Genomic DNA, 21,656 nt, shown 5'->3' on the forward strand with positions numbered 1-21,656 from the left:
CATGCACGCAAAATGCGCAGCGGCAGTCGCTCAGGCGGCCGGCCGAGACCTGACGAAAGCCGAACTCGACGGCATCGAGAACCGCGTGCGCGCCGGCATGCGCGCCGTGTCGCGGCAGGACCGCGCCGCGTGGAACTCGATGACCGAAGCCGAGCGCGTGCAGGCCGGCGCCGACTGGGCGCGGCAGCAGCTGGAGGGCGAGGCGAACCTCGACAAGGCCCGAAAGCAGCTGCAGATCGCGAAGCAGATCGAGACGACCGACCGGATTCAGGAGGCGCTGTACGCTGACCCTGAGCGCGCGCATGCGAAGCGTGCCCGCGAGAAGGCGGTGAAATCGGACATCGAGCGCACCTACGAGCTGGCGGGCGGCATCAAGGCCGACTACATGCGGCAGACGATGGGCGCGATCGAGTCGATGAAGGAGGGGCAGAACTTCCTCGCGCGCGCGTTCGACGTGGACAATCCGGCGATGGAGCGCGACATCATCCGCGAGATCTACCGCGGCGCCGACGGCTCGACGGGCAACGAGGTGGCGAAGGCAGCCGCCGAGCAGATCAGCGCGACGTCGAACGCGATGCGCGAGCGCTTCAACCGGGCGGGCGGCAACGTCGGCCAGCTCGATTACGGCTACGTGCCGATCCGCCACTCGCAAGCGAAGATCCTCGGCAACGGATCGGACGCCGCGCGGCACGCGTGGGCCGACTTTGTGCTGCCGCGCCTCGACCGCTCGCAGTACCTGGACGACGCCGGCAACCCGCTCGACGACGCTGCGCTGCGCCGCGTGCTGACCGGCGAGGATCGCGAGGCATGGGAGGCCCGCAACATCGCCGCGCGCGGCATGGGTGTCGAGCCGCGCAAGCAGGGTGTCTGGGACACGATCGCATACGGCGGCGTCAACAAGATCGTGCCCGGCGAGACGACTGGCGGCGCCGCGCGTGCGAACGCCGGTTCGCAGCATCGCGTCCTGCACTTCCAGAACGCCGACGCGCACATCGAGTACAACCGCGCGTACGGCGAGGGTTCGCTGCTGAACGCGCTGATCGACCACGTCGGCGGCATGTCGAAGAATATCGCGCTCGTCGAGCGCTACGGCCCGAACCCGACACGCAACATGCGTACGCAGATGCAGCTGACGGCGCTGCACGACAACACGGAAATGCGCACGCTCGAAGGCGGCATGACGTCGGTCGGCGCCTACTGGAACTACGTGACGGGCGCGACCAACACGCCCGTCAATCCGGCGCTCGCGCGGCGCTTCGAGACGCTGCGCACGACGGTCAGCGCGATCAAGCTGCAGGGCACGATCCTTGCCGCGCTCGGCGACGTCGGCACGATGTTCGTCACGGCCGGTTACAACCGCGTGCCGTTCTTCAAGACGCTCGGCACGGCCACGCGCCTGATGGCACCAGGCTCGAAGGATTACCGCAGCTGGCTCACGTCGCAGGGACTGATCGCCGAAACGCTGGAACACGGCCTCAACCGGTGGGGCACCGACCACCTCGCGACGACGTGGGCGAAATGGCTGTCGGCGCAGACGATGAAATTGGGCGGCGTCACCGGCTGGACCGACGCGCTGCGAACGGCGTTCCAGGCGCAGATGATGCGCGGCCTCGCCGAGATCGGGGGCACCGAGTGGGGCCAGCTCACCGAGTGGGACCGTCGCTCGCTGACGCGCTCGGGCATCACGGCGGACGACTGGGCGCTCGTGAACCGCGCAACGCCAGGTGAGTACAACGGCGCGAAGTACCTGACGCCGGACGCGCTCTACGGCACCGGAGACGCGCGGGCAGCCGATGTCGTGCCGAAGCTGCTCGGCATGATCCGCGACGAAGGCGAGTTCGCCGTGCTGAACCCTGACCTGCGCACGAAGGTGCTCGCCGCGGCGACGCCCGGTACGTGGCAGGGCGAGCTGCAAAAGACGTTCATGCAGTTCAAGTCGTTCCCGATCGCAATGATCTCGCGGCACTGGGGGCGCATCGGTGAAATGCGGCGCTCGGGCGACTACCGCGTCGAGGGCGCGCCGACACTCGCGAGCCCGATGGCGTACGCAGCAGCGCTTGTCGTCAGCACGACGCTGATCGGCGCGCTGTCGACGCAGCTGAAAAACCTGCTCGCCGGCAAAGATCCCGAGCCGATGGCCGACAACGTGAAGCACGCAGCCGGCTTCTGGACGCGCGCATTCTCGGTCGGCGGTGGCGCCGGCTTCGCTGGTGACATGCTCACCGCAGCTTTCCAGAGCGCCGACTACGGCTCGCTGTTGAGCAGCGCGGTCGGCGGCCCGGTGCTGTCGACGCTGTTCCAACCGCTGCGCGCGCTGTCGACGAACGTGCAGGACGCAGCGCAGGGCAAGGATACGCACGTCGGCGCTGACCTGTTGAAGGTCGCGCAGTCGAATATGCCGCTCGTGAATCTCTGGTTCTGGAAAACGGTGTGGAACCGGCTGATCTGGGACAACATCGCCGAGAACCTGTCGCCCGGCGTGACGTCGCGAAACGTGGCGAAGTCGCGCCAGCAATACCACAATGACTACTTCTGGGAACCGGGCACGAGCGCGCCGCAGCGCGCGCCGGATCTCAGCAACGCATTCCAGGGGGGTGATGCGCATCGATCAATACGAGCGTCTTCAGGCGCTGTCTGAGAAGCTGACCGACGTGTTTCTCGACGAAGCGGACCCGGAGCGCTGGCCGGGCGCGGGGATCGCGCTCGCCACGATGGACAAGGCGACGCGCGGCGACCGCTACTGGTCGAAGAAGAATGCGGCCGCGACGGTGATGCTGATCGGCCGCGTGCACTCGCTGGTGAGCGTGATCCAGCTCGCGAGCAAAGGCGGCGAAGGCGCGGCTGCCGGCGGTGTGAGCGAGACCGAGGCCGAGCTCGACGCAGAGGTCGCTGCTGCCGAGAAGGAGGCCGAGCGGCTGCTCGACGAGGTGCAGCAGCGAGCGCGAAAGGCCGAGTTCGACAAGCGCGCACATGGAAAATCGTAAGGTCGGGTTCCTCGCCTTCTTCCTGATGTGGGCGAAGCAGCAGGGTTGGAAGGTGCCGCTGCTGCACGTCCGGGTCTGTCATTGGCTGGAGACCTGCGACGACCCCGTGCGCGTGCTGCAGGTGTTCCGCGGCGCGGCGAAGTCGACGATCTACGCAGTGTTCAAGGCGTGGTGCCTGTATTGCGATCCGAATCTGCGCTCGCTGATCTGGTCCGCCGACGGCCCGCTGTCGAAGAAGCTCACCCGGGACGTCATCAACGTGCTGCGCCGGCACCCGCTGTGCGCGGGCATCCTGCCGACGAAGCCCGGTGCGCAAATGTTCTGGGTGAACGGCGCGAACGACCCGCGTAACGCCAGCATGACGGCCGTTGGCGTCGACCAGAACGTGACGTCCGCCCGCGCCGACAGCATCGATTACGACGACGTCGAGGTGCCGAAGAACATCCGCACGCCCGAGGCGCGCGAGAACCTGCGCCTGAAGATCCAAGAGGCGACCTTCATCCTCGTGCCCGGCGGCCAGGAAACGTACATCGGCACGCCGCACACGCACGATTCGATCTATCCCGAGCTGATCGCGGCCGGCGCGGCGTCGCTGAAGATTCCGCTGTTCGAGGCCGGCGTGCGGTACGAGGATACGTCATCGGAGACGCGCTACCGGTTCGACTTCACGCCCGGCGACGACGGCCTGTACGTGATGGCCGGCATCTTCAAGCACGCGCGGCTGCTGCGCGAGGGCGTCGATTATCGCGTCGAGGGGCGTGAGGTCGTATTCTCTCGGCCGCCGGGCACGGTGATCGACATCTACGCGCACTGCGCATGGCCCGATCGCTTCACGCGCGACGACATCGAGAAGCGCCGCAAGAAGTGCCGTACGCTGAACTACTGGGATTCGCAGTATCAGCTTGAAGCGAAGCCGCTCACCGAGGTCCGGCTCGATCCCGAAAAGCTTCGGCCGTACAACGTGCACCCGATCGTCGAGCGGGCGAACCGCGAAATGCGCATGATGCTCGGTGGCACGCGCATCGTCAGCGCGCGCGCGTACTGGGATTGCGCGACGGGCAAGGTCGGCAGCGACGACTCGGCGTTTTCTCTGGTGCTCGACGATGCGGCCGGCAACTATTACTGGCACGTCGCACAGGCGATGCTCGGCGAGTTCGCTGAATTTTCGAGCGGCGAGAATTCGAAGATCACGGGCGGCCAGGTCATGCAGGTGTGCGATCTGGTCGAGCGCTTCGCAATCCCGCTGATCTACGTCGAAACGAACGGCGTCGGCTCGTTCGTGCCACAGCTGCTGCGCAAGGCCCTTCGCCAGCGCAAGCTCGTGTGCGGCGTGAAGGACATTGCGGCGACCGTCAACAAGAACGAGAAGATCCTCGCGGGCATCGAGCCGCCGCTTAAATCGGGTGTTCTGTGGGCGCACGTCGATGTGCTCGATAGCCCGGTGTGGGACCAGATGCAGTCCTTCAACCCGTTAGTGAAGCGGCAGCCTGACGATTTCATCGACTCGGGCGCTTCGGCGATCCTCGAAAGCCCCGTGCGCATTGGCCGGATAGTCGGGAATCCGACAGCCGCAGAGGGGCACGATTGGCGTCCATCGGTGGGCGTCCATGAGGTGACGCTCGAAGTGTAGCGTCGCCTCCGCGGCGCACCTTAGGGGAAGCCGCGTGACTGTTCCGATTCAAGATCCCAATGTGTCCTACACCGGAAATGGTGTATCGAAGGACTTTGCCTTTCCGTTCACGATCCTGAAGAGTGACGATCTGGTTGTGCTGCTCGATGACGTGCCGCAAGCCGTCGGCATCCAGTTCACGATCGACGGTATCGGCGACCAGCAAGGCGGCACCGTATCGTTCGTCGCTGCGCCACTGCTCGGCGCGCGGATTACGCTCTATCGCGAAGTGGCGATCGAGCGCGAGGACGACTATCAGGACAACGGTGACCTGCTCGCGAAGACACTGAACGGCGATTTCGACCGGATCTGGATGGCGATTCAGGATGGCGGCTTCGGCCTGACGCGGGCCGTGCGTGTGCCGCGATCCGACGTCAATCCGAGCATGACGCTTCCCGGTTCGGCGCTGCGCGCGAACAAGGCGCTCGGCTTCGACGCGAATGGCGACCCGTTCATGATCGACCTGAAAGTCGGCTCGATCGCCGCGCCGGTCGTCTCGAACGTTGCGATGCTGCGCATGATCGACTGGTCGACGACGTTTTCTGCTTTTGCGCTCGGGCATACGACACCGGGCGACGATGGCGGCGGCCAGTACTTCCCGGACTATGGCGACGACTCCAGCAACGACAATGACGCGACCGTGATCGTCGCGAACGACGGCACGCGCGTGAAACTGCAGGTCTTGCTGTACGTCACAACCGGTCAGTTCGGCGCCCGTCGCGATTCGACCGGTATCAACAGCACCGGAACCGACGACTCGAACGCGTTCGCGAACGCGCTGCAATGGGTATGCGATCACAACCGCGCATATAAGTTGATCGCGTCGCCGGGCGTGCACCGGCTGACGCGCACCATGCTCCCGTCTGCACCGTACATGCTGTCGGGTACGTCGGTCGCGCCGAAGAACGTCGGCGAAAACGCGATCGGTGGCGGCTCGTGGCTCTACTACGATCACACGGGCAAGGGCATTTCGACGATCAACTCGGGGGCGACTTCAAGGGCGTCCATATCGAGCAGCTCGGCACGATTCGAAATCAGCCGGCGATTGCGCCAGGGTGGGCGCCGAACAACAACGATTTCGATTTCTACTCGGAACGCGTCGACGACATTTTCTATCGCGACGTGCTGCTACTCAATCCAACGCAGGGCATCTACGTGAACCGGACGAACAACGGCCGCGTCGACTTCGAGCGCGTTCGCGGAATGCCGTTCAAGGTCGGGATTCAGGTCGACCAGATGTACGACGTGATGCGCGTCAACGACGTGCACTGGTGGTCGTACTGGCACGACGATCCGATCCTCTGGGCCTATTGCCGCGCGAACCTCGACGGCATGCGCCTCTATCGCGTCGACAGCCCGATCATCGAGAGCTACTTCGCGATCAACTGCTATTCCGGCATCCGAGTCGCACAGAGTGCGTACGGCACCACGTCGAAAATGCAGATCGGCAACATCACGGTCGACCTGTCGAAGTATGGCATCTGGTGGGATTCGACCGTCTCGGGCGCGAGCGCGCAAATCGGAAACATGGAGTTCCAGAGCTCGACGCCGGCCATCCCCGGATCGAAGGCGATCTATGTGCAGGCGAACGGCGCGCAGATCGAGATCGGCAAACTCAGTTCCATCCTCACCGGCACGAGCGCGGTTCGCGTTGAAGGCTCGAACAACACGCTGCGCATCGGCGAGGTGCGCGCGCAGCTCTACGATCAGGATGCGACCGGGACGCCAGCCATCGACTGCACGACCGGCAACCGCGTATTCATCAGTGGCTGGCCAGACATCGGCGGCGCAGGCGGTCCAGGCAAGCGCTACGCTGAGAATGGAACCGTGAGCGTCGACGACTGGCGCTCCTATGTGGCGAACATCACTGCATCGTCTGGTTCGTTCGGGGCGGTCGGCGTCGTGATCGCGAAGTACAAGCAGTTCAACAACACGGTCACGTTCACGTTCACTGCGAACATTACGACGCGTGGCACCGCCGCGGGCGGCATGCGCATCTCGTTGCCGCCGATCGTGCCGTCGGCTGACAACTTCGTCGGATCGGGCAAGGAACGCACTGTCGGTAAAGGGGCATCGCTCGACGTGCTGGCCGGGAACACGTACGCAACGATGGTCAACTATGACGGATCGTTCCCTGCATTCGATGGGGCGGTTCTGTCTGGCGTCGGCATGTACGACTTCGTGACGGCCTGACCATGCGCAGCCTGCCAATGACGGTTCTGTCGAGCTACGTGGACTGGTGGTGGAATGGTGCGCAATACCGTTCCCCGTACAGTCCCGAGGCAATCGCAGAAGCGAAGAAGCGCCGTGAAGATCACCAGCGCGCCATCGAGGCGCAGAAGCGGCGCCCCTCATACGAGCAGCGCTTGCGCGCGCACTTCGATAGCAAAAGGAGAAGCGATGGCTGAACCGACAACCAGCCTCGCGGCCGCGGCCGGCGCGCTGCTCGTGAAGATCGTTCCGGGCGCCGTCGGCTCGCTGATCGCTCTCCGCTTCATCGGCGACGGCCTGACCGGGCGGCAGAAAGCCGTGTCGTTCCTGTCTGGCGCCGCGATCGCGTACTACGGCGGCCCGGCTGCCGTGTCGTGGTTCGCGATCACGGACAGCGGCGCGCAGCAGGCTATCGGCTTTCTCGTCGGGCTGTTCGGCCTGGCGGTCACGAAAGAGCTTTTCAAAGAAATCAACAACGCAGACTTCATCGGGGCCCTGAAACGACGCATCTTCGGAGGTCCGTGATGGTCACGATTTTCGTTCTCGCAAACCTCATCGTCCTTGCTTTCTGCATCTGGATCGCCGTCACCGACGCAATCGCGACAGGCTGGTGGGGCACGGTCGGCTTCTCGATCGTCGGCATCTCGGCCGCCGTCAACGTGCTGAAGCCGATCCGCATGCTGCCGGTGATCGACCTGCCCGAGACCATGATGACGGTCGGCACGGCGATCGTGTGCCTGTGGGTGATGGGGCGCAAGGCGTACTGGTGGACGAAGGAGCACAAGCATGGCACGCATTGACGCTACCGCGGCCGGCGGCCAGAACCGCGTAGCCTTCCTCGACACGATCGCGGTGAGCGAGATCGGCGCCGCGCTGCTCGCGAAGTCCGATGACGGTTACAACGTGCTCGTCGGCTCGACGCCGGCGCGGCCGCTGCTTTTCTCCAGCTACGCGGCACACCCGAACGTGCTGAATCGACAGATCCCGGTCCCGTCGACAGCGGCCGGCCGCTACCAGATCCTGTTTCGGTGGTGGCGGATCTACCAGGCACAGATGAAACTGCCAGACTTCGGCCCAGTCTCGCAGGATCGATATGCGCTGCAGCAGCTGCGCGAGCATGGCGCGCTGGCGCTGATCGATGCCGGCCGCTTCCGCGAGGCCGTCGCGAAGGTGTCGAACGTGTGGGCCAGCCTGCCGGGCGCCGGCTACGGGCAGCACGAGAACGACATCGAGCGGCTGCTCGTTGAGTACCGGTCGGCGGGCGGGGAGGTCGCAGCATGACGATCCTCGACCCGCGCCTCTGGCTTGCCTTCATCGTCGCGCTCGCGATCACGGCGGGCGGCTGCTACTTCAAGGGGCATGCCGACGGCGTGCGCGCAACGACCGTCGCGGCGCAGAAGGCGCAGCTCGCGGCCGTGACCGCTGCGCGTGCCGAAGAACAACGCCGCACTGCGGCCCAATCGGAGATTGCCAACGATGCGAACAAACAACGTACGGCCGCGCTCGGGGATGCTTTTGCTGCTCGTGCTGCCGCTGGCAGCTTGCAACAGCGCGTCGATCAGCTCGTCGCCGCCGCCCGTCATCCCGCCGCTGCCGCCGGAAGCCCGGCAGCCGGCGACGCCCTCGATCTGCTTGCCGACGTGCTCGGCCGCGCTGACCAGCGCGCGGGCGAACTGGCAGAGTATGCTGACCAGGCCCGCATCGCCGGCCAGCAGTGCGAGCGCGACTACGACGCGCTGACGGCCGTAAAATAGCTTCGGCGCGCCGGTTCGATTCCGCATCGGGCCCGGCGCGCACTTCCGCCTTCCTGCTACAAATCTGCACCGCGTTTCCGCAAGTAATTGATTCTGCGCGCGTCTAGCTTCCGGTCCCCGGCACCATCGATTGCGTTGATGCGATTCGATTCGATGAAGGTGTGAAAAACCCGCGAGAAATGCAGCGCTCGCGGGTTTTTTGTTTGGCGCGGGTACATGAAGCGGCACGCCAGCGCGACTCGAGATGCGCTTCCCTGCACCGAAAACGGCGCCATGTGATACTGGCACGCACGTCGCACCGGACGCCTGCGTCGCCACCGGCGAACGCGTCCCGCCGACCGCTTCCCTCATCGTTTGCCTGTCGCAAGACCACCCGTCATGACCGACTCGACCCATCACTATTACGAACCGTCGCAAGGCCACGGCCTGCCGCACGACCCGTTGAACGCGATCATCGGCCCGCGCCCGATCGGCTGGATTTCATCCCGCGGCAGCGACGGCACGCTGAACCTCGCGCCGTACAGCTTCTTCAACGCGTTCAACTATCGCCCGCCGATCATCGGCTTTTCGAGCACCGCCGCGAAGGACAGCCTGCGCAACGTGCAGGAAACCGGCGAGTTCGTGTGGAACCTCGCGACGCGCGATCTCGCCGAGCGGATGAACCAGACCTGCGCCGCCGTGCCGTACGACGTGAACGAATTCGAACTCGGCGGCTTGACCGCCGTGTCGTCGCGCCTCGTCGACGTGCCGCGCGTCGCGGAAAGCGGTGTGAACTTCGAATGCAAGGTAACCGACGTGATCCGGCTGCGCGATCATCACGGCGTCGAGACGCCGGCCACGCTGGTGCTGGGCGAGGTCATCGCGGTCCATATCCGCCATGACCTGCTGAAGGACGGCATTTTCGACACGTTCGGCGCGGGCATCATTCTTCGTGCGGGCGGCCCGTCGGCCTATGTGCACGTGACGCCCGACAGCCGCTTCGACCTGTTCCGTCCCGACGCGTGATCGATCGAGCGCCGCAGTAAGCCGGCAAGCAGGCGCACGAGCGCCCGCACCCGACGAAAGACCCCGCTGAAATCCAGGATTTCACGGGGTCTTTTGCTTCGTACCCTCACATGATCGGGACGACGCCGATCCGTCCGTTCCTTGATGCCCGCTCGCTGCCGCCCGCCCAACGACGATGCGCTGCAGCAAACCCGTCCGTCGCTAAAGCCGACCGCCGCACGCACGTGCCGCCGCCGCGATCCACCATGGCAAATCTGCTCATCACGAACGAGCGGCTTGGGCATCGACGCCCGCCGCTGCGAGGCATAAATTTCCAAGGTTGACGTGCTTATCCGCGCGTCAGCTCGCGCGCAGGCCGGCAACCGGCCCGCGCGTTCCCAAACAGCGTGAGACACAATCGAGCGTGGAGACGACACGATGAGCCTGTCAGAGCCATTGCGTCTGCATGTGCCGGAGCCCACCGGGCGCCCGGGCTGCAAGACGGACTTTTCCTATCTGCATCTATCGCCGGCCGGCGCCGTGCGCCGCCCACCGATCGACGTTGCCGCGGCGGACACCGCCGATCTCGCCCGCAGCCTCGTGCGCGTGCTCGACGACAACGGCAAGGCCGTCGGCCCGTGGGCCCCCGATCTCGACGATGCGCGGCTGATCGCCGGGCTGCGCGCGATGCTCAAGACCCGCATTTTCGACGCGCGCATGATGATCGCGCAGCGTCAGAAGAAAATCTCCTTCTACATGTTGAGCCTCGGCGAAGAGGCGATCGGCACCGCGCACGCGATGGCGCTGCGCGACGGCGACATGTGCTTTCCGACCTACCGGCAGCAGAGCATCCTGATCGCGCGCGACGTGCCGCTCGAGCGGATGATCTGCCAGCTGATGTCGAACGAAGGCGATCCGCTGAAGGGCCGCCAACTCCCGGTGATGTACTCGGACCGCGAAGCCGGCTTCTTCTCGATTTCCGGCAACCTCGCGACGCAGTTCATCCAGGCGGTCGGCTGGGCGATGGCGTCGGCGATCAAGGGCGACACGAAGATCGCATCCGCATGGATCGGCGACGGCGCGACGGCCGAAGCCGATTTCCACACCGCGCTGACGTTCGCGCACGTGTACCGCGCACCGGTCGTGCTGAACGTGGTCAACAACCAGTGGGCGATCTCGACGTTCCAGGCGATCGCGGGCGGCGAGGGCACGACCTTCGCCGGGCGCGGCGTCGGTTGCGGGATCGCGTCGCTGCGCGTCGACGGCAACGATTTCCTCGCGATCTACGCGGCGTCGAGCTGGGCGGCCGAGCGTGCGCGCCGCAATCTCGGCCCGACGCTGATCGAGTGGGTGACCTACCGCGCGGGTGCGCATTCGACGTCGGACGATCCGACCAAGTACCGGCCGAGCGACGACTGGTCCCACTTCCCGCTGGGCGACCCGATCGAGCGCTTCAAGCGCCACCTGATCGTGAAGGGCATCTGGTCGGACAGCGCGCACGACGCATTGACGGCCGAGCTCGAGACCGAGGTGATCGCCGCGCAGAAGGAAGCGGAGAAGTACGGGACGCTGGCCGACGACCGGATTCCGTCGCCGGCCTCGATGTTCGACGACGTGTACAAGGAGCTGCCCGCGCACCTGCGCCGTCAGCGCCAGGAACTGGGAGCGTGATCATGGCGCAACACGAGACAGAGACGGCGACGCAGCCGATGACGATGATCCAGGCGTTGCGCTCCGCGATGGACGTGATGCTCGGGCGCGACAGCGACGTAGTCGTGTTCGGGCAGGACGTCGGCTATTTCGGCGGCGTGTTCCGCTGTACCGAAGGACTGCAGAACAAGTACGGCAAGTCGCGCGTGTTCGATGCGCCGATCTCGGAAGGCGGGATCGTCGGTGCGGCGGTCGGGATGGGCGCCTACGGGTTGCGGCCCGTGTGCGAGATCCAGTTCGCCGACTATTTCTATCCGGCATCCGACCAGATCGTGTCGGAAGGCGCGCGGCTGCGCTACCGCTCGGCCGGCCAGTTCACCGCGCCGATGACGATCCGGATGCCGTGCGGCGGCGGCATCTACGGCGGGCAGACGCACAGCCAGAGCCCGGAGGCGATGTTCACGCAGGTGTGCGGGCTGCGCACGGTGATGCCGTCGAATCCGTACGACGCGAAAGGGCTCCTGATCGCGTCGATCGAGAACGACGATCCGGTGATCTTCCTCGAACCGAAACGGCTGTACAACGGGCCGTTCGACGGCCATCACGAACGACCCGTCACGTCGTGGCTCAAGCATCCGGCGAGCGCGGTGCCGGAAGGCTACTACACGGTGCCGCTCGATACGGCCGCCGTCGTGCGGCCCGGCAACGACGTGACGGTGCTCACATATGGCACGACGGTGCACGTGTCGCTGGCCGCCGCCGAGGAGACGGGCATCGACGCGGAAGTGATCGACCTGCGCACGCTGTGGCCGCTCGATCTCGACACGATCGTCGCGTCGGTGCGCAAGACCGGGCGCTGCGTCGTGGTGCACGAGGCGACGCGCACCTGCGGCTATGGCGCGGAGCTCGTGTCGCTGGTGCAGGAACACTGCTTCTACCACCTCGAAGCGCCGGTCGAGCGCACGACGGGTTGGGACACCCCGTATCCGCATGCGCAGGAATGGGCGTACTTTCCGGGGCCGACCCGGGTCGGTGAAGCGTTGCGACGCGTGATGGAGGCGTGAGATGGGGATTCATGTCATCAAGATGCCGGATATCGGCGAAGGGATCGCCGAGGTCGAGCTGGTGGCCTGGCATGTGGAAGTCGGGCAGACGATCAAGGAAGACCAGCCGCTCGCCGACGTGATGACCGACAAGGCGGCGGTCGAGATTCCGTCGCCGGTGACGGGCAAGGTGATCGAGCTGGGCGGCCGGATCGGCGAGATGATGGCGGTGGGCAGCGAGCTGATTCGGCTGGAAGTCGAAGGCGACGGCAACCTGAAGGCCGCGGCACCGGTGCAGGAAACGAAGGTAGCAACCGCACCGGTCGAGGCGGCGGCGCCGTCGAAGCCGGCGGCCGACACATCGGTCGAGCCGCCAGCGCAGCCCGCGGCGCCCCGGGCACCGGCGAAACCGCGTCGCGAGGAACCGGCCGCGCCGCCGCGCGCGGCGCTCGCGCCGGGCGAGCGGCCGCTCGCGTCGCCTGCCGTGCGTCAGCGCGCGTGGGACATGGGTATCGAGTTGCGCTATGTGCGCGGCACCGGCGAAGCAGGGAGGATCTTGCATGCGGATCTCGATGCGTATGCGCGGACCGGCGGCAGCACGTCGCACGCATCGCAGCCGCGCGGCTACGACGAGCGCCACGACGAAACCGAGGTGCCGGTGATCGGCCTGCGGCGCGCGATCGCGCGCAAGATGCAGGAAGCGAAGCGCCGCATCCCGCACTTCAGCTACGTCGAGGAAATCGACGTCACCGAGCTCGAATCGTTGCGCACGGAACTGAACCGCCGTCACGGCGACACGCGCGGCAAGCTCACGCCGCTGCCGCTGCTGATCCGCGCGATGGTGATCGCGCTGCGCGACTTCCCGCAGATCAACGCGCGTTTCGACGACGAAGCGGGCGTCGTCACGCGTTACGGCGCGGTGCACATGGGCGTCGCGACGCAGACGGACGGCGGCCTCACGGTGCCCGTGCTGCGTCATGCGGAAGCGCGCGACGTGTGGTCGATCTCGGCGGAAATCGCGCGGCTCGCCGATGCGGTGCGTGCGAACCGCGCGCAGCGCGACGAGCTGAGCGGCTCGACGATCACGATCTCGAGCCTCGGCGCCCTCGGCGGCATCGTGTCGACGCCGGTGATCAATCATCCGGAGGTCGGCATCGTCGGCGTGAACCGGATCGTCGAGCGGCCGATGATCCGCGACGGCGCGGTCGTCGCGCGCAAGATGATGAACCTGTCGTCGTCGTTCGACCATCGCGTCGTCGACGGCGCGGACGCGGCCGAATTCATCCAGGCCGTGCGCGCTGTGCTCGAACGCCCGGCACTGCTGTTCGTGGAGTGAGCCGATGAAGAACGAACACACCACACTGCTCGTCATCGGCGGCGGCCCGGGCGGCTACGTCGCCGCGATCCGGGCCGGCCAGCTCGGCATTCCGACCGTGCTCGTCGAACGCGACCGGCTCGGCGGCACCTGCCTGAACATCGGCTGCATTCCGTCGAAGGCGCTGATCCACGTGGCCGACGCGTTCGAGCAGGCGTGCGGCCATGCCGGCGAAGCGGCGCTCGGCATCCGCGTGCGCACGCCGGAGATCGACATCGCGAAAAGCGTCGCGTGGAAGGACGGCATCGTCGACCGGCTGACGCGCGGCGTCGGCGCGCTGCTCAAGAAGAACGGCGCGCGCGTGCTGCACGGCGAAGCGCGCGTGATCGACGGCAAGACCGTCGAGGTCGTCAGCGGCGGCCATGCGGTGCGGATCGGTTGCGAGCACCTGTTGCTCGCAACCGGTTCCGAGCCGGTCGAACTGCCGTCGATGCCGTTCGGCGGGCACGTCGTGTCGTCCACCGACGCGCTGTCGCCCGCGACGCTGCCGAAGCGGCTGGTCGTCGTCGGGGCCGGCTATATCGGGCTCGAACTCGGGATCGTCTATCGCAAGCTCGGCGTCGACGTCAGCGTCGTCGAGGCGGCCGAGCGCGTGCTGCCTGCGTACGATGCCGAACTCGTGCGGCCGGTGGCCGATTCGCTCGCGCGCCTCGGCGTGCGGCTGTGGCTCGGCCACACCGTGCTCGGGCTGGACGAGCACGGCGCGGTGCGCGTGCGGGCGGCTGACGGCGCCGAGCAGACGCTGCCGGCCGATCGCGTGCTGGTTGCCGTCGGCCGCAGGCCGCGTATCGACGGATTCGGGCTCGAGACGCTGATGCTCGATCGCAATGGCCGCGCGCTGCGGATCGACGACGCCTGCCGGACGTCGATGCGCAACGTGTGGGCGATCGGCGACGTCGCGGGCGAGCCGATGCTCGCGCATCGCGCGATGGCGCAAGGCGAGATGGTGGCCGAGCTGATCGCCGGCCGGCGTCGCCAGTTCACGCCCGCGTCGATTCCAGCCGTGTGCTTCACCGATCCCGAGATCGTGACGGCCGGCTGGTCGCCGGACGATGCACATGCGGCCGGCGTCGATTGCCTGAGCGCGTCGTTTCCGTTCGCCGCGAACGGGCGGGCGATGACGTTGCAGGCGACCGACGGATTCGTGCGCGTCGTCGCGCGGCGCGACAATCATCTGATCGTCGGCTGGCAGGCGGTCGGGCGCGGGGTGTCGGAGCTGGCCGCGGCGTTCTCGCAGTCGCTGGAGATGGGCGCGCGGCTGGAAGACATCGGCGGCACGATCCACGCGCATCCGACGCTCGGCGAAGCGCTTCAGGAGGCGGCGTTGCGTGCGCTCGGACACGCGCTGCATGTCTGACGTGCGGGCTTGACGGAGCGCTGCTGCCGGTGCGTCACGCATGCATCGGCAGCGCTTGCGGCGTCTGATGGATTTCATGTTGTTCATCCGGTATCCGTTCGTGCCGGTCCCGAAGCCAACCTGATCGGATTGCCAGTGCCCGAGCCCGCGCGCCGGGTCGGGAACGCGCGCAGCAGCAGCGCTGGCCGGGACGGGTTCAATCGCCCGGGACCGCACCTGACAGGCCCGTAATTTTTCGAGACGAGGGGAGGGTTGCCGCCGCCACGTCGGCCGACGATCATGTCGATAGCCGGAAACCGGGCTGCCTCGGCCCGCCAACGCAGGCTTCACACGGAACAACCGGACATGAAACTGCTGCTCGTCGGCGCGACCGGACTCGTCGGGCGCCACGTCCTCGAAGTTGCGCTCGCCGACGCGCGGGTCGATCAGGTGATCGTCCTCGCGCGCCGGCCGTTGTCGCCGCATCCGAAGATGCGCGCGCTGGAAGTCGATTTCGACCATCTGCCCGACACGGCCGATTGGTGGCACGCGGATGCGGTGATCTGCACGCTCGGCACCACGATGCGGGCCGCCGGTTCGCAGGCGGCCTTCCGGCGCGTCGATCACGACTATCCGCTTGCGGTCGCGCGGCTCGCGCACCGGCACGGCACGCCGACCTACGTGCTGAATTCCGCGCTCGGCGCCGATGCCGGGTCGCGCATCTTTTACAACCGCGTGAAGGGCGAAGTCGAGCAGGCGCTCGCCGGCGTCGGCTTCGATTCGCTCACGTACGTGCGACCGGGCCTGATCGGCGGCAGCCGCGACGAGTTCCGGTTCGGCGAGCGGCTGTTCATATTCGCGCTGAGCGCCGTCGCGCCGGTGCTCCCGGCGAAGTGGCGCGTGAATCCCGCGCCGCGGATTGCGCGCGCGTTGCTCGACGCGGCGATCGACGCACGGCCGGGCGTGCAGGTCGTCGCATCCGACCGGCTCGTCTGACGCGGCGCGGGCGGCGCGCCCGGCCGACTATTCGTCTGCGTTTCCGACGAGCGCGCCGAACTGCTCGGCGAGCGCGGCCGTGAACGCATCCAGCGCTTCGCTGCCGTCGGAATTCCTCGGTGTCGCGAGCTGGAATGCCACCGTGTGGCTCAGCTTGCTCGCGAGCAGCCGGCGCATCTTCCCGGCGGCGATCCACGGTGCCGCGACGTGGTCGGGCAGGAAGCCGACATGCGCGCCCGACAGGATGAAGATCACGTCGGCATCGACGTTTTCCGAAAACGCGGTCGGCCGTGCATTGCGCAGCGCCGCTCCCGACGTGTTCGTCTTGTAGAGCCGCGCGACGTTGCTCGCGCGTGAGATGTCGTCGACCGACACGGCTTTCTTCGCGAACAGCGGATGGCGGGCGCCGCAATGCAGCGACTGGTGCTCGACGAACAGCGGCGCGTAGTGCAGGCCGGCCTGGTGGCCGGAGAAATAGCCGATCGCGAGCTGCAGTTCGCCTTTCAGCAGCCGGCGCTCCAGCTCGTCGGGCGGCACCGCGATCATTTCGATCAGCACATCCGGCGCGCGCTCGCGAAAGCGGCCGACGGCCGCCGCGATCGATTCGACGACGTCGGGCGAGATCCGCTCGGACAGGCCGATGCGCAATTCGCCAAGCAACGTGCCCGAGATGTGCTGCGTGTCGCGCGTGAACACGTCCATCGCGTGCAGCAGGCGGCGCGTCGACTGCAGCACGCGTTCGCCCTTCGGCGTCAGCCGGAACCCGCCTTTGCCGCGATCGCACAGCCGGAACCCGAGCCGCGTCTCGAGCTTGGCCATCTGCGTGCTGATCGTCGACGGCGCCATGCCGAGCGTGCCTTGCGCGGCACTGAAGCCGCCGCTTTCGACGATCGTCAGAAAGAGCCGCAGCAACTGCAAATCCATGTCTCTGAGTCGGGTCAGCATGGCGATACATCGCATTTTGTGAAGTCGGCTTATGTTAGTTCATATTTTTCGTTGCATGCGGGCGCGGCAGAATCGGGCTCGAGGTCGCCAGCCGCGCGGCCGTGCCCCCTTCAGACCGGACTCCGACGATGAGCCAGAACGATTTCGCGTTCACCCGCGACAGCCTCTACGGCACCCAGGCCGAACCCAGTTTCGCGGGCGCGACGAGCTTCATGCGCCGGCGTTTCAGCCGCGATCTGGACGGCGTCGACCTCGCGATCACCGGCGTGCCGTTCGATTCCGCCGCGTCGCACCGGCCCGGCACGCGCTTCGGCCCGCGCGGGTTGCGGACCGCGTCGACGGGCATCGCGTGGGCGCGTCCGTGGCCGTGGTCGTTCGATCCGTTCGACGTGCTGGCGGCGGTCGATTACGGCGACTGCGCGTTCGATCTCGGGCAGCCCGAATCGGTGCCGGGCGCGATCGAGCGGCATGCCGATGCGATCCTCGCGCGCGGCTGCGCGATGCTGACGCTCGGCGGCGATCATTTCATCACGTATCCGCTGCTGAAGGCGCATGCGAAGGTGCACGGGCCGCTGTCGCTCGTGCATTTCGACGCGCATACCGACACGTGGCCCGACCGCGACGTGAAGCGCATCGATCACGGGACGATGTTCTATCACGCGGCGCGGGAAGGGTGGGTCGTGCCCGGACGATCGGCCCAGATCGGCATCCGCACGACCAACGACGAACCGATGGGCTTCGACATCCAGGATGCGCGTCAGGTGCATGCGTCGACGCCCGCCGCGGTCGCCGCGCGCATTCGCGAGCGAGTCGGCGATCATCCGGTATACCTGACGTTCGACATCGACTGTCTCGATCCGGCGTTCGCGCCGGGCACCGGGACGCCGGTGTCGGGCGGACTGTCGAGCCATCAGGCGTTCGAGATCCTGCGCCACCTCGACGGGATCAACCTGGTCGGCATGGACGTGGTCGAAGTGTCGCCGCCGTACGATCACGCGGAAATCACGTCGCTGGCCGGTGCGACGATCGCACTGGAACTGATCTGCCTGTATGCGTCGCGCCGGCGGCAGAAAAAGGAACACCCGATCGATGGATGAACTGATCTGGCGCAAGGCCGTTCCCGGCGACGCGGCCGACTGCATCGCACTGCGTGCGCGCACACGCGAAAACGCGTTCACCGAAGCGCAGTTGCGCGCGCTCGGCATCACCGTTGAAAGCTGGGACGGCGGTATCCGCGACGGCGTGTTCGCAGGCCATGTCTGCTGTGCACCCGCACACATGGTCGGCTACTGCTTCGGCGACACCGGTTCGGGCGAAATCGTCGTGCTCGCGATTTTGCCCGAGTACGAAGGGACGGGGATCGGCAAGCGGCTGCTGCGGTGCGTGATCGACGATTTCGCGGCGCACGGCGTCACGTCGCTGTTTCTCGGCTGCTCGACCGATCCCGCGTCGCGCTCGTACGGGTTCTATCGTCACCTCGGCTGGACGCCGACCGGGAAGCTGGACGAGGAGGGAGACGAAATTCTCACGTTTCAGGTCGGGCCGCGCGGTTGATCGCATGTGGGGTCCGGGGTACGACGTCGTGGCTCTGCGTCGCGACAACGCCGACGACTGGCTGCACGGACACGACTCGAGGCCGCGCGACAGCTGCTGAACTTCCTCCCGCCGACCCCATGACGGTCGCGCCTGCTCGGCCCCCACCGACCTAACTTTCATTTTTCCTACATCCGGCTCGAGGCAAAGCTGCGCGAGCGTGCCGCGATTGCTCGGACGATTTCGAAAACCGATCGATACCGGGTAATCACCGATATCTCCCAAGTTGTATATACAACATCATCCGCTGGCAATGTCGGCACACGTCGTGCCGGTTGCGCGCCAGCGTGCAGACCGTGCGTGCGTGGCGCATGCCGGCGATCCACGGCGCCCCGCATCCGCAGCGCCGAAAGGGCGGCTCGCAGTTTCCTGTCCCGTTCAAACCATGTGTGGTCCTGAGTATTTTGGAGATTGACCCGTGTCAACGAATTCCAGTGGAAAAGCCGGCGGACTGATCGAGGTACGCTCGATCGACTTCATTCCCGACGCCGAGCGCCACGGCGGCCTGCTGAGCCAGTTCACGCTGTGGCTGTCGGCCAACATGCAGATCACGGCCATCGTCACGGGCGCGCTCGCGGTCGTGCTCGGCGGCGACGTGTTCTGGTCGCTGGTCGCGCTGCTGCTCGGTCAGCTCGTCGGCGGCGCGGTGATGGCGCTGCACGGCGCGCAGGGGCCGCAGCTCGGGTTGCCGCAGATGATCTCGAGCCGCGTGCAGTTCGGCGTGTACGGCGCGATGATCCCGATCGTGCTGGTGTGCCTGATGTACATCGGCTTTTCCGCGAGCGGCTCGGTGCTGGCCGGGCAGGCCGTCGCGCAACTGCTGCACGTCGACGACGCGGCCGGCATCCTGCTGTTCGCGGCCGTGATCGTCGTGCTGACCGTGTTCGGCTATCGCGCGATCCACTTCGTCGGCCGGATCGCGAGCGTGGTCGGTATCGTCGCGTTCGTCTACATGTTCGCGCAATTGTTCGCGAACCACGACATCGGCGCGCTGCTCGCGAACCGGCATTTCTCGCTGGCGAGCTTCCTGCTCGCGATGTCGTTGTCCGCGTCGTGGCAGATCGCATTCGGCCCGTACGTGGCCGACTATTCGCGCTACCTGCCGCGCTCGACGTCGTCGGTCGCGACGTTTCTCGCGGTCGGCCTCGGCTCGGTGATCGGCGCGCAGGCGGCGATGGTGTTCGGCGTGTTCGCGGCCGCGCTGGCCGGCAGCCAGTTCGCGCACCACGAAGTGTCGTACATCGTCGGCCTGGGCTCGACGGGCGCCGTGGCCGCGCTGCTGTATTTCAGCATCGCGTTCGGCAAGGTGACGGTGACGGCGCTCAACGCGTACGGCAGCTTCATGTCGATGGCGACGATCGTCAGCGGCTTTCGCGGCAAGGGCGCGGTATCGTCGAAGAGCCGCCTCGTGTACATCTTCGGGATGATCTGCGTGTCGACGCTGATCGCGCTCGCGGGCCGTCATTCGTTCCTGAAGGAATTCACCGCGTTCATCCTGTTCCTGCTCGCGTTCTTCACGCCGTGGAGCGCGATCAACCTGGTCGATTACTACTGCTTCACGCGTTCGCGCTACGACGTGCCGGCGTTGTCCGATCCGGATGGCCGCTACGGCCGCTGGAACGTGATGGCGATCGCGATCTACGTGGTCGGCATCCTCGTGCAACTGCCGTTCATGTCGACGCACCTCTACACGGGGCCGCTCGTCGATGCGCTCGGCGGCACCGATATCTCGTGGATTCTCGGCCTCGTCGTGCCGGCCGTGCTGTATTACGTCGGCGCGCGCGCGTCGCGACGCAGCATTCCCGAGCGCCTGATCCTGCCGCTCGAACGCGGCGAAGTTCACCACTGACCACGCGTCTCGCGCATCGGGCCGGCACGCCGCCGGCCTGAGCGCCGAGTCGGACGTAGCCTGCGTTCGGCTCCATCAACACATTCCGATATCCCGCGATACCGGTGCGGCGTTCACGCCGTGCCCGGTGTCGTTTCAATCTCGAACTATCGAATAGTATGACCAAGCATATTGAAACGCGCGGCATCGATTGCCGGGTGCGGCCGGTGCACGCCGGTTTTCGTCTCACGGTGGCGCTTGCCTGCGTCGCCGGTTCGGGCACTGCGTCCGCGCAGGACGGCGTCACGCTGTACGGCGTGATCGACGAATTCGCGCAGGTCGTGAACACGGGCAACGGCTATACGGCCGCGATCAACTCGGGCGGCCAGTGGGGTAGCCGGTTCGGATTGAAGGGCGGCGAGGATATCGGCGGCGGCCAGAAGATCGAGTTCGCACTGGAAAACGGCTTCAATCCAAATGACGGCTCGCTCGCGAGTGCCGGCAGCCTGTTCAATCGGCAGGCGTGGGTCGGCATCGCGGGGCAGTGGGGCAAGGTGCGCGCGGGCCGGCAGAATTCGCCGCTATTCAACGATCAGGGCGGGCAGGATGCATTCGGCGGAGTCACGCAGGCATCCGGCATGGACAACCTGACCGTGTTCGCGTTCCGCACGAGCAACACGCTGTCGTACCAGAGCCCGGAGATCGCCGGTTTCCAGGGCGGGCTGTACTTCGGATTCGGCGATGCGGGTGGCGTGCGCTCGGCCGGCTCCAGCCAGCAGTTCGACCTGACCTACGAACACGGCCCGTTCGGCGCATTCGTCGCGGGCCAGTGGTTGAAGAACGCCGTGGCGACCACGACGGATCGCACGATCATGGCAGGTGCATCATATGCGATCGGCAAGGCCACCGTGTATGGCGGCTTTTCCGCGGTGAAGTGGGCCGACCTCGGAATCGATTCGCGTGTGTACGGGCTGTCGGTCAAGTACCAGTTCAACCCGGCCAACTATGTCGCGCTCGGTTACGCATACCTGCACGACCAGTCGTCGCAAGGCAACCACGCAGATCAACTCGGGCTGATGTACGAATACGACCTGTCGAAGCGCACGAGCTTCTACGGCGCGCTGTCGTACCTGCGTAACCGCAACCAGGCCGGCTACACGCTCGCCGGCGCGGCGAACCCCGGCCTGCCGCTCGCGTATCCGGGCGCGAATGCGCGCGGCGTGCAACTCGGCATCGTGCATCGCTTCTGATGCATGCGCACGGAGCGACGCGCCGGGCCGTATGCGCC

General features: G+C 66.4%; 20 protein-coding genes. 19 read left to right on the forward strand and 1 reads right to left on the reverse strand.

Going from position 1 to position 21,656, the window contains the following annotated elements; translation table 11 throughout:
* Nucleotide 1: 1 nt before the first annotated feature.
* The 15 genes from SY91_RS08870 (at nt 2) to SY91_RS08940 (ending at nt 16,002) form a co-directional block, all read left to right on the forward strand.
* Entirely contained in the window at nt 2–2,638 is a 2,637-nt protein-coding gene (locus tag SY91_RS08870; RefSeq protein ID WP_185920853.1) for a hypothetical protein, read from the forward strand.
* Entirely contained in the window at nt 2,598–2,984 is a 387-nt protein-coding gene (locus tag SY91_RS08875; protein ID WP_185920854.1) for a hypothetical protein, read from the forward strand. Before SY91_RS08870 ends, SY91_RS08875 begins: the two co-directional genes overlap by 41 nt.
* Nucleotides 2,971–4,614, forward strand: a complete 1,644-nt coding sequence (terL, locus tag SY91_RS08880; RefSeq protein WP_185920855.1) for a phage terminase large subunit — start codon at nt 2,971–2,973, stop codon at nt 4,612–4,614. The genes SY91_RS08875 and terL overlap by 14 nt, the downstream gene beginning before the upstream one ends.
* A gap of 61 nt (nt 4,615–4,675) precedes the next feature.
* The gene (locus SY91_RS08885; RefSeq protein WP_185920856.1) at nt 4,676–5,812 is read left to right on the forward strand and encodes a hypothetical protein; all 1,137 of its coding nucleotides are present in this window, start codon (nt 4,676–4,678) and stop codon (nt 5,810–5,812) included.
* 77 nt (nt 5,813–5,889) lie between these two features.
* Nucleotides 5,890–6,846 carry a hypothetical protein gene (locus SY91_RS08890; RefSeq protein ID WP_185920857.1) on the forward strand — a complete coding sequence of 319 codons (957 nt, stop codon included), beginning with the start codon at nt 5,890–5,892 and terminating at the stop codon, nt 6,844–6,846.
* Between the two features lie 207 nt (nt 6,847–7,053).
* The gene (locus tag SY91_RS08895) at nt 7,054–7,389 is read left to right on the forward strand and encodes a holin (RefSeq protein WP_124609602.1); all 336 of its coding nucleotides are present in this window, start codon (nt 7,054–7,056) and stop codon (nt 7,387–7,389) included.
* Nucleotides 7,389–7,664 carry a holin gene (locus SY91_RS08900; RefSeq protein ID WP_260632399.1) on the forward strand — a complete coding sequence of 92 codons (276 nt, stop codon included), beginning with the start codon at nt 7,389–7,391 and terminating at the stop codon, nt 7,662–7,664. The genes SY91_RS08895 and SY91_RS08900 overlap by 1 nt, the downstream gene beginning before the upstream one ends.
* Nucleotides 7,651–8,145: a glycoside hydrolase family protein gene (locus SY91_RS08905; RefSeq protein WP_185920859.1), complete on the forward strand. Its 495-nt coding sequence runs from the start codon at nt 7,651–7,653 to the stop codon at nt 8,143–8,145. The genes SY91_RS08900 and SY91_RS08905 overlap by 14 nt, the downstream gene beginning before the upstream one ends.
* The gene (locus tag SY91_RS08910) at nt 8,142–8,618 is read left to right on the forward strand and encodes a DUF2514 family protein (protein WP_185920860.1); all 477 of its coding nucleotides are present in this window, start codon (nt 8,142–8,144) and stop codon (nt 8,616–8,618) included. Before SY91_RS08905 ends, SY91_RS08910 begins: the two co-directional genes overlap by 4 nt.
* A gap of 378 nt (nt 8,619–8,996) precedes the next feature.
* Nucleotides 8,997–9,623, forward strand: a complete 627-nt coding sequence (locus SY91_RS08915; protein ID WP_023478098.1) for a flavin reductase family protein — start codon at nt 8,997–8,999, stop codon at nt 9,621–9,623.
* A gap of 417 nt (nt 9,624–10,040) precedes the next feature.
* A complete protein-coding gene (locus tag SY91_RS08920) occupies nt 10,041–11,273 on the forward strand; it encodes a 3-methyl-2-oxobutanoate dehydrogenase (2-methylpropanoyl-transferring) subunit alpha (protein WP_023478099.1) in 1,233 nt (410 codons plus the stop codon).
* Between the two features lie 2 nt (nt 11,274–11,275).
* Entirely contained in the window at nt 11,276–12,316 is a 1,041-nt protein-coding gene (locus tag SY91_RS08925) for an alpha-ketoacid dehydrogenase subunit beta (protein WP_027807525.1), read from the forward strand.
* Between the two features lies 1 nt (nt 12,317).
* Nucleotides 12,318–13,631, forward strand: a complete 1,314-nt coding sequence (locus tag SY91_RS08930) for a dihydrolipoamide acetyltransferase family protein (RefSeq protein WP_185920861.1) — start codon at nt 12,318–12,320, stop codon at nt 13,629–13,631.
* A 4-nt stretch (nt 13,632–13,635) separates the two neighbouring features.
* Nucleotides 13,636–15,027, forward strand: a complete 1,392-nt coding sequence (lpdA, locus tag SY91_RS08935; protein ID WP_023477724.1) for a dihydrolipoyl dehydrogenase — start codon at nt 13,636–13,638, stop codon at nt 15,025–15,027.
* Between the two features lie 345 nt (nt 15,028–15,372).
* Complete coding sequence (locus tag SY91_RS08940) at nt 15,373–16,002, forward strand: NAD(P)H-binding protein (RefSeq protein ID WP_023477723.1); 630 nt, start codon at nt 15,373–15,375, stop codon at nt 16,000–16,002.
* 27 nt (nt 16,003–16,029) lie between these two features.
* Here the strand turns inward: SY91_RS08940 and SY91_RS08945 are convergent, their stop codons facing one another.
* Complete coding sequence (locus tag SY91_RS08945) at nt 16,030–16,947, reverse strand: LysR family transcriptional regulator (protein ID WP_043888546.1); 918 nt, start codon at nt 16,945–16,947, stop codon at nt 16,030–16,032.
* Nucleotides 16,948–17,075: 128 nt separating this feature from the next.
* Here SY91_RS08945 and speB point away from each other — a divergent pair, with 128 nt between their 5' ends.
* From speB to SY91_RS08965, 4 genes are all read left to right on the forward strand, one after another.
* Entirely contained in the window at nt 17,076–18,044 is a 969-nt protein-coding gene (gene speB / locus SY91_RS08950) for an agmatinase (RefSeq protein WP_023477721.1), read from the forward strand.
* Nucleotides 18,037–18,501, forward strand: a complete 465-nt coding sequence (locus SY91_RS08955) for a GNAT family N-acetyltransferase (protein ID WP_023477720.1) — start codon at nt 18,037–18,039, stop codon at nt 18,499–18,501. Before speB ends, SY91_RS08955 begins: the two co-directional genes overlap by 8 nt.
* A 457-nt stretch (nt 18,502–18,958) precedes the next feature.
* Nucleotides 18,959–20,389, forward strand: coding sequence for a purine-cytosine permease family protein (locus tag SY91_RS08960; protein WP_023477719.1), 1,431 nt, complete (start codon nt 18,959–18,961; stop codon nt 20,387–20,389).
* 158 nt (nt 20,390–20,547) lie between these two features.
* Nucleotides 20,548–21,618 (forward strand): porin, encoded by a 1,071-nt coding sequence (locus tag SY91_RS08965; RefSeq protein ID WP_011545046.1) that lies wholly within the window; start codon nt 20,548–20,550, stop codon nt 21,616–21,618.
* The last annotated feature ends 38 nt before the right edge of the window (nt 21,619–21,656 follow it).

Source organism: Burkholderia cenocepacia (assembly GCF_014211915.1).
GTDB classification, from domain to species: domain Bacteria; phylum Pseudomonadota; class Gammaproteobacteria; order Burkholderiales; family Burkholderiaceae; genus Burkholderia; species Burkholderia orbicola.

What these genes read in the sequence shown, in the direction of transcription:
- SY91_RS08870 (WP_185920853.1), top strand. Translation starts at nt 2, where the DNA reads ATGCACGCAAAATGCGCAGCGGCAGTCGCTCAGGCGGCCGGCCGAGAC.
- SY91_RS08875 (WP_185920854.1), top strand. Translation starts at nt 2,598, where the DNA reads ATGCGCATCGATCAATACGAGCGTCTTCAGGCGCTGTCTGAGAAGCTG.
- terL (WP_185920855.1), top strand. Translation starts at nt 2,971, where the DNA reads ATGGAAAATCGTAAGGTCGGGTTCCTCGCCTTCTTCCTGATGTGGGCG.
- SY91_RS08890 (WP_185920857.1), top strand. Translation starts at nt 5,890, where the DNA reads ATGTACGACGTGATGCGCGTCAACGACGTGCACTGGTGGTCGTACTGG.
- SY91_RS08895 (WP_124609602.1), top strand. Translation starts at nt 7,054, where the DNA reads ATGGCTGAACCGACAACCAGCCTCGCGGCCGCGGCCGGCGCGCTGCTC.
- SY91_RS08900 (WP_260632399.1), top strand. Translation starts at nt 7,389, where the DNA reads ATGGTCACGATTTTCGTTCTCGCAAACCTCATCGTCCTTGCTTTCTGC.
- SY91_RS08905 (WP_185920859.1), top strand. Translation starts at nt 7,651, where the DNA reads ATGGCACGCATTGACGCTACCGCGGCCGGCGGCCAGAACCGCGTAGCC.
- SY91_RS08910 (WP_185920860.1), top strand. Translation starts at nt 8,142, where the DNA reads ATGACGATCCTCGACCCGCGCCTCTGGCTTGCCTTCATCGTCGCGCTC.
- SY91_RS08915 (WP_023478098.1), top strand. Translation starts at nt 8,997, where the DNA reads ATGACCGACTCGACCCATCACTATTACGAACCGTCGCAAGGCCACGGC.
- SY91_RS08920 (WP_023478099.1), top strand. Translation starts at nt 10,041, where the DNA reads ATGAGCCTGTCAGAGCCATTGCGTCTGCATGTGCCGGAGCCCACCGGG.
- SY91_RS08925 (WP_027807525.1), top strand. Translation starts at nt 11,276, where the DNA reads ATGGCGCAACACGAGACAGAGACGGCGACGCAGCCGATGACGATGATC.
- SY91_RS08930 (WP_185920861.1), top strand. Translation starts at nt 12,318, where the DNA reads ATGGGGATTCATGTCATCAAGATGCCGGATATCGGCGAAGGGATCGCC.
- lpdA (WP_023477724.1), top strand. Translation starts at nt 13,636, where the DNA reads ATGAAGAACGAACACACCACACTGCTCGTCATCGGCGGCGGCCCGGGC.
- SY91_RS08940 (WP_023477723.1), top strand. Translation starts at nt 15,373, where the DNA reads ATGAAACTGCTGCTCGTCGGCGCGACCGGACTCGTCGGGCGCCACGTC.
- SY91_RS08945 (WP_043888546.1), bottom strand. Translation starts at nt 16,947, where the DNA reads ATGCTGACCCGACTCAGAGACATGGATTTGCAGTTGCTGCGGCTCTTT.
- speB (WP_023477721.1), top strand. Translation starts at nt 17,076, where the DNA reads ATGAGCCAGAACGATTTCGCGTTCACCCGCGACAGCCTCTACGGCACC.
- SY91_RS08955 (WP_023477720.1), top strand. Translation starts at nt 18,037, where the DNA reads ATGGATGAACTGATCTGGCGCAAGGCCGTTCCCGGCGACGCGGCCGAC.
- SY91_RS08965 (WP_011545046.1), top strand. Translation starts at nt 20,548, where the DNA reads ATGACCAAGCATATTGAAACGCGCGGCATCGATTGCCGGGTGCGGCCG.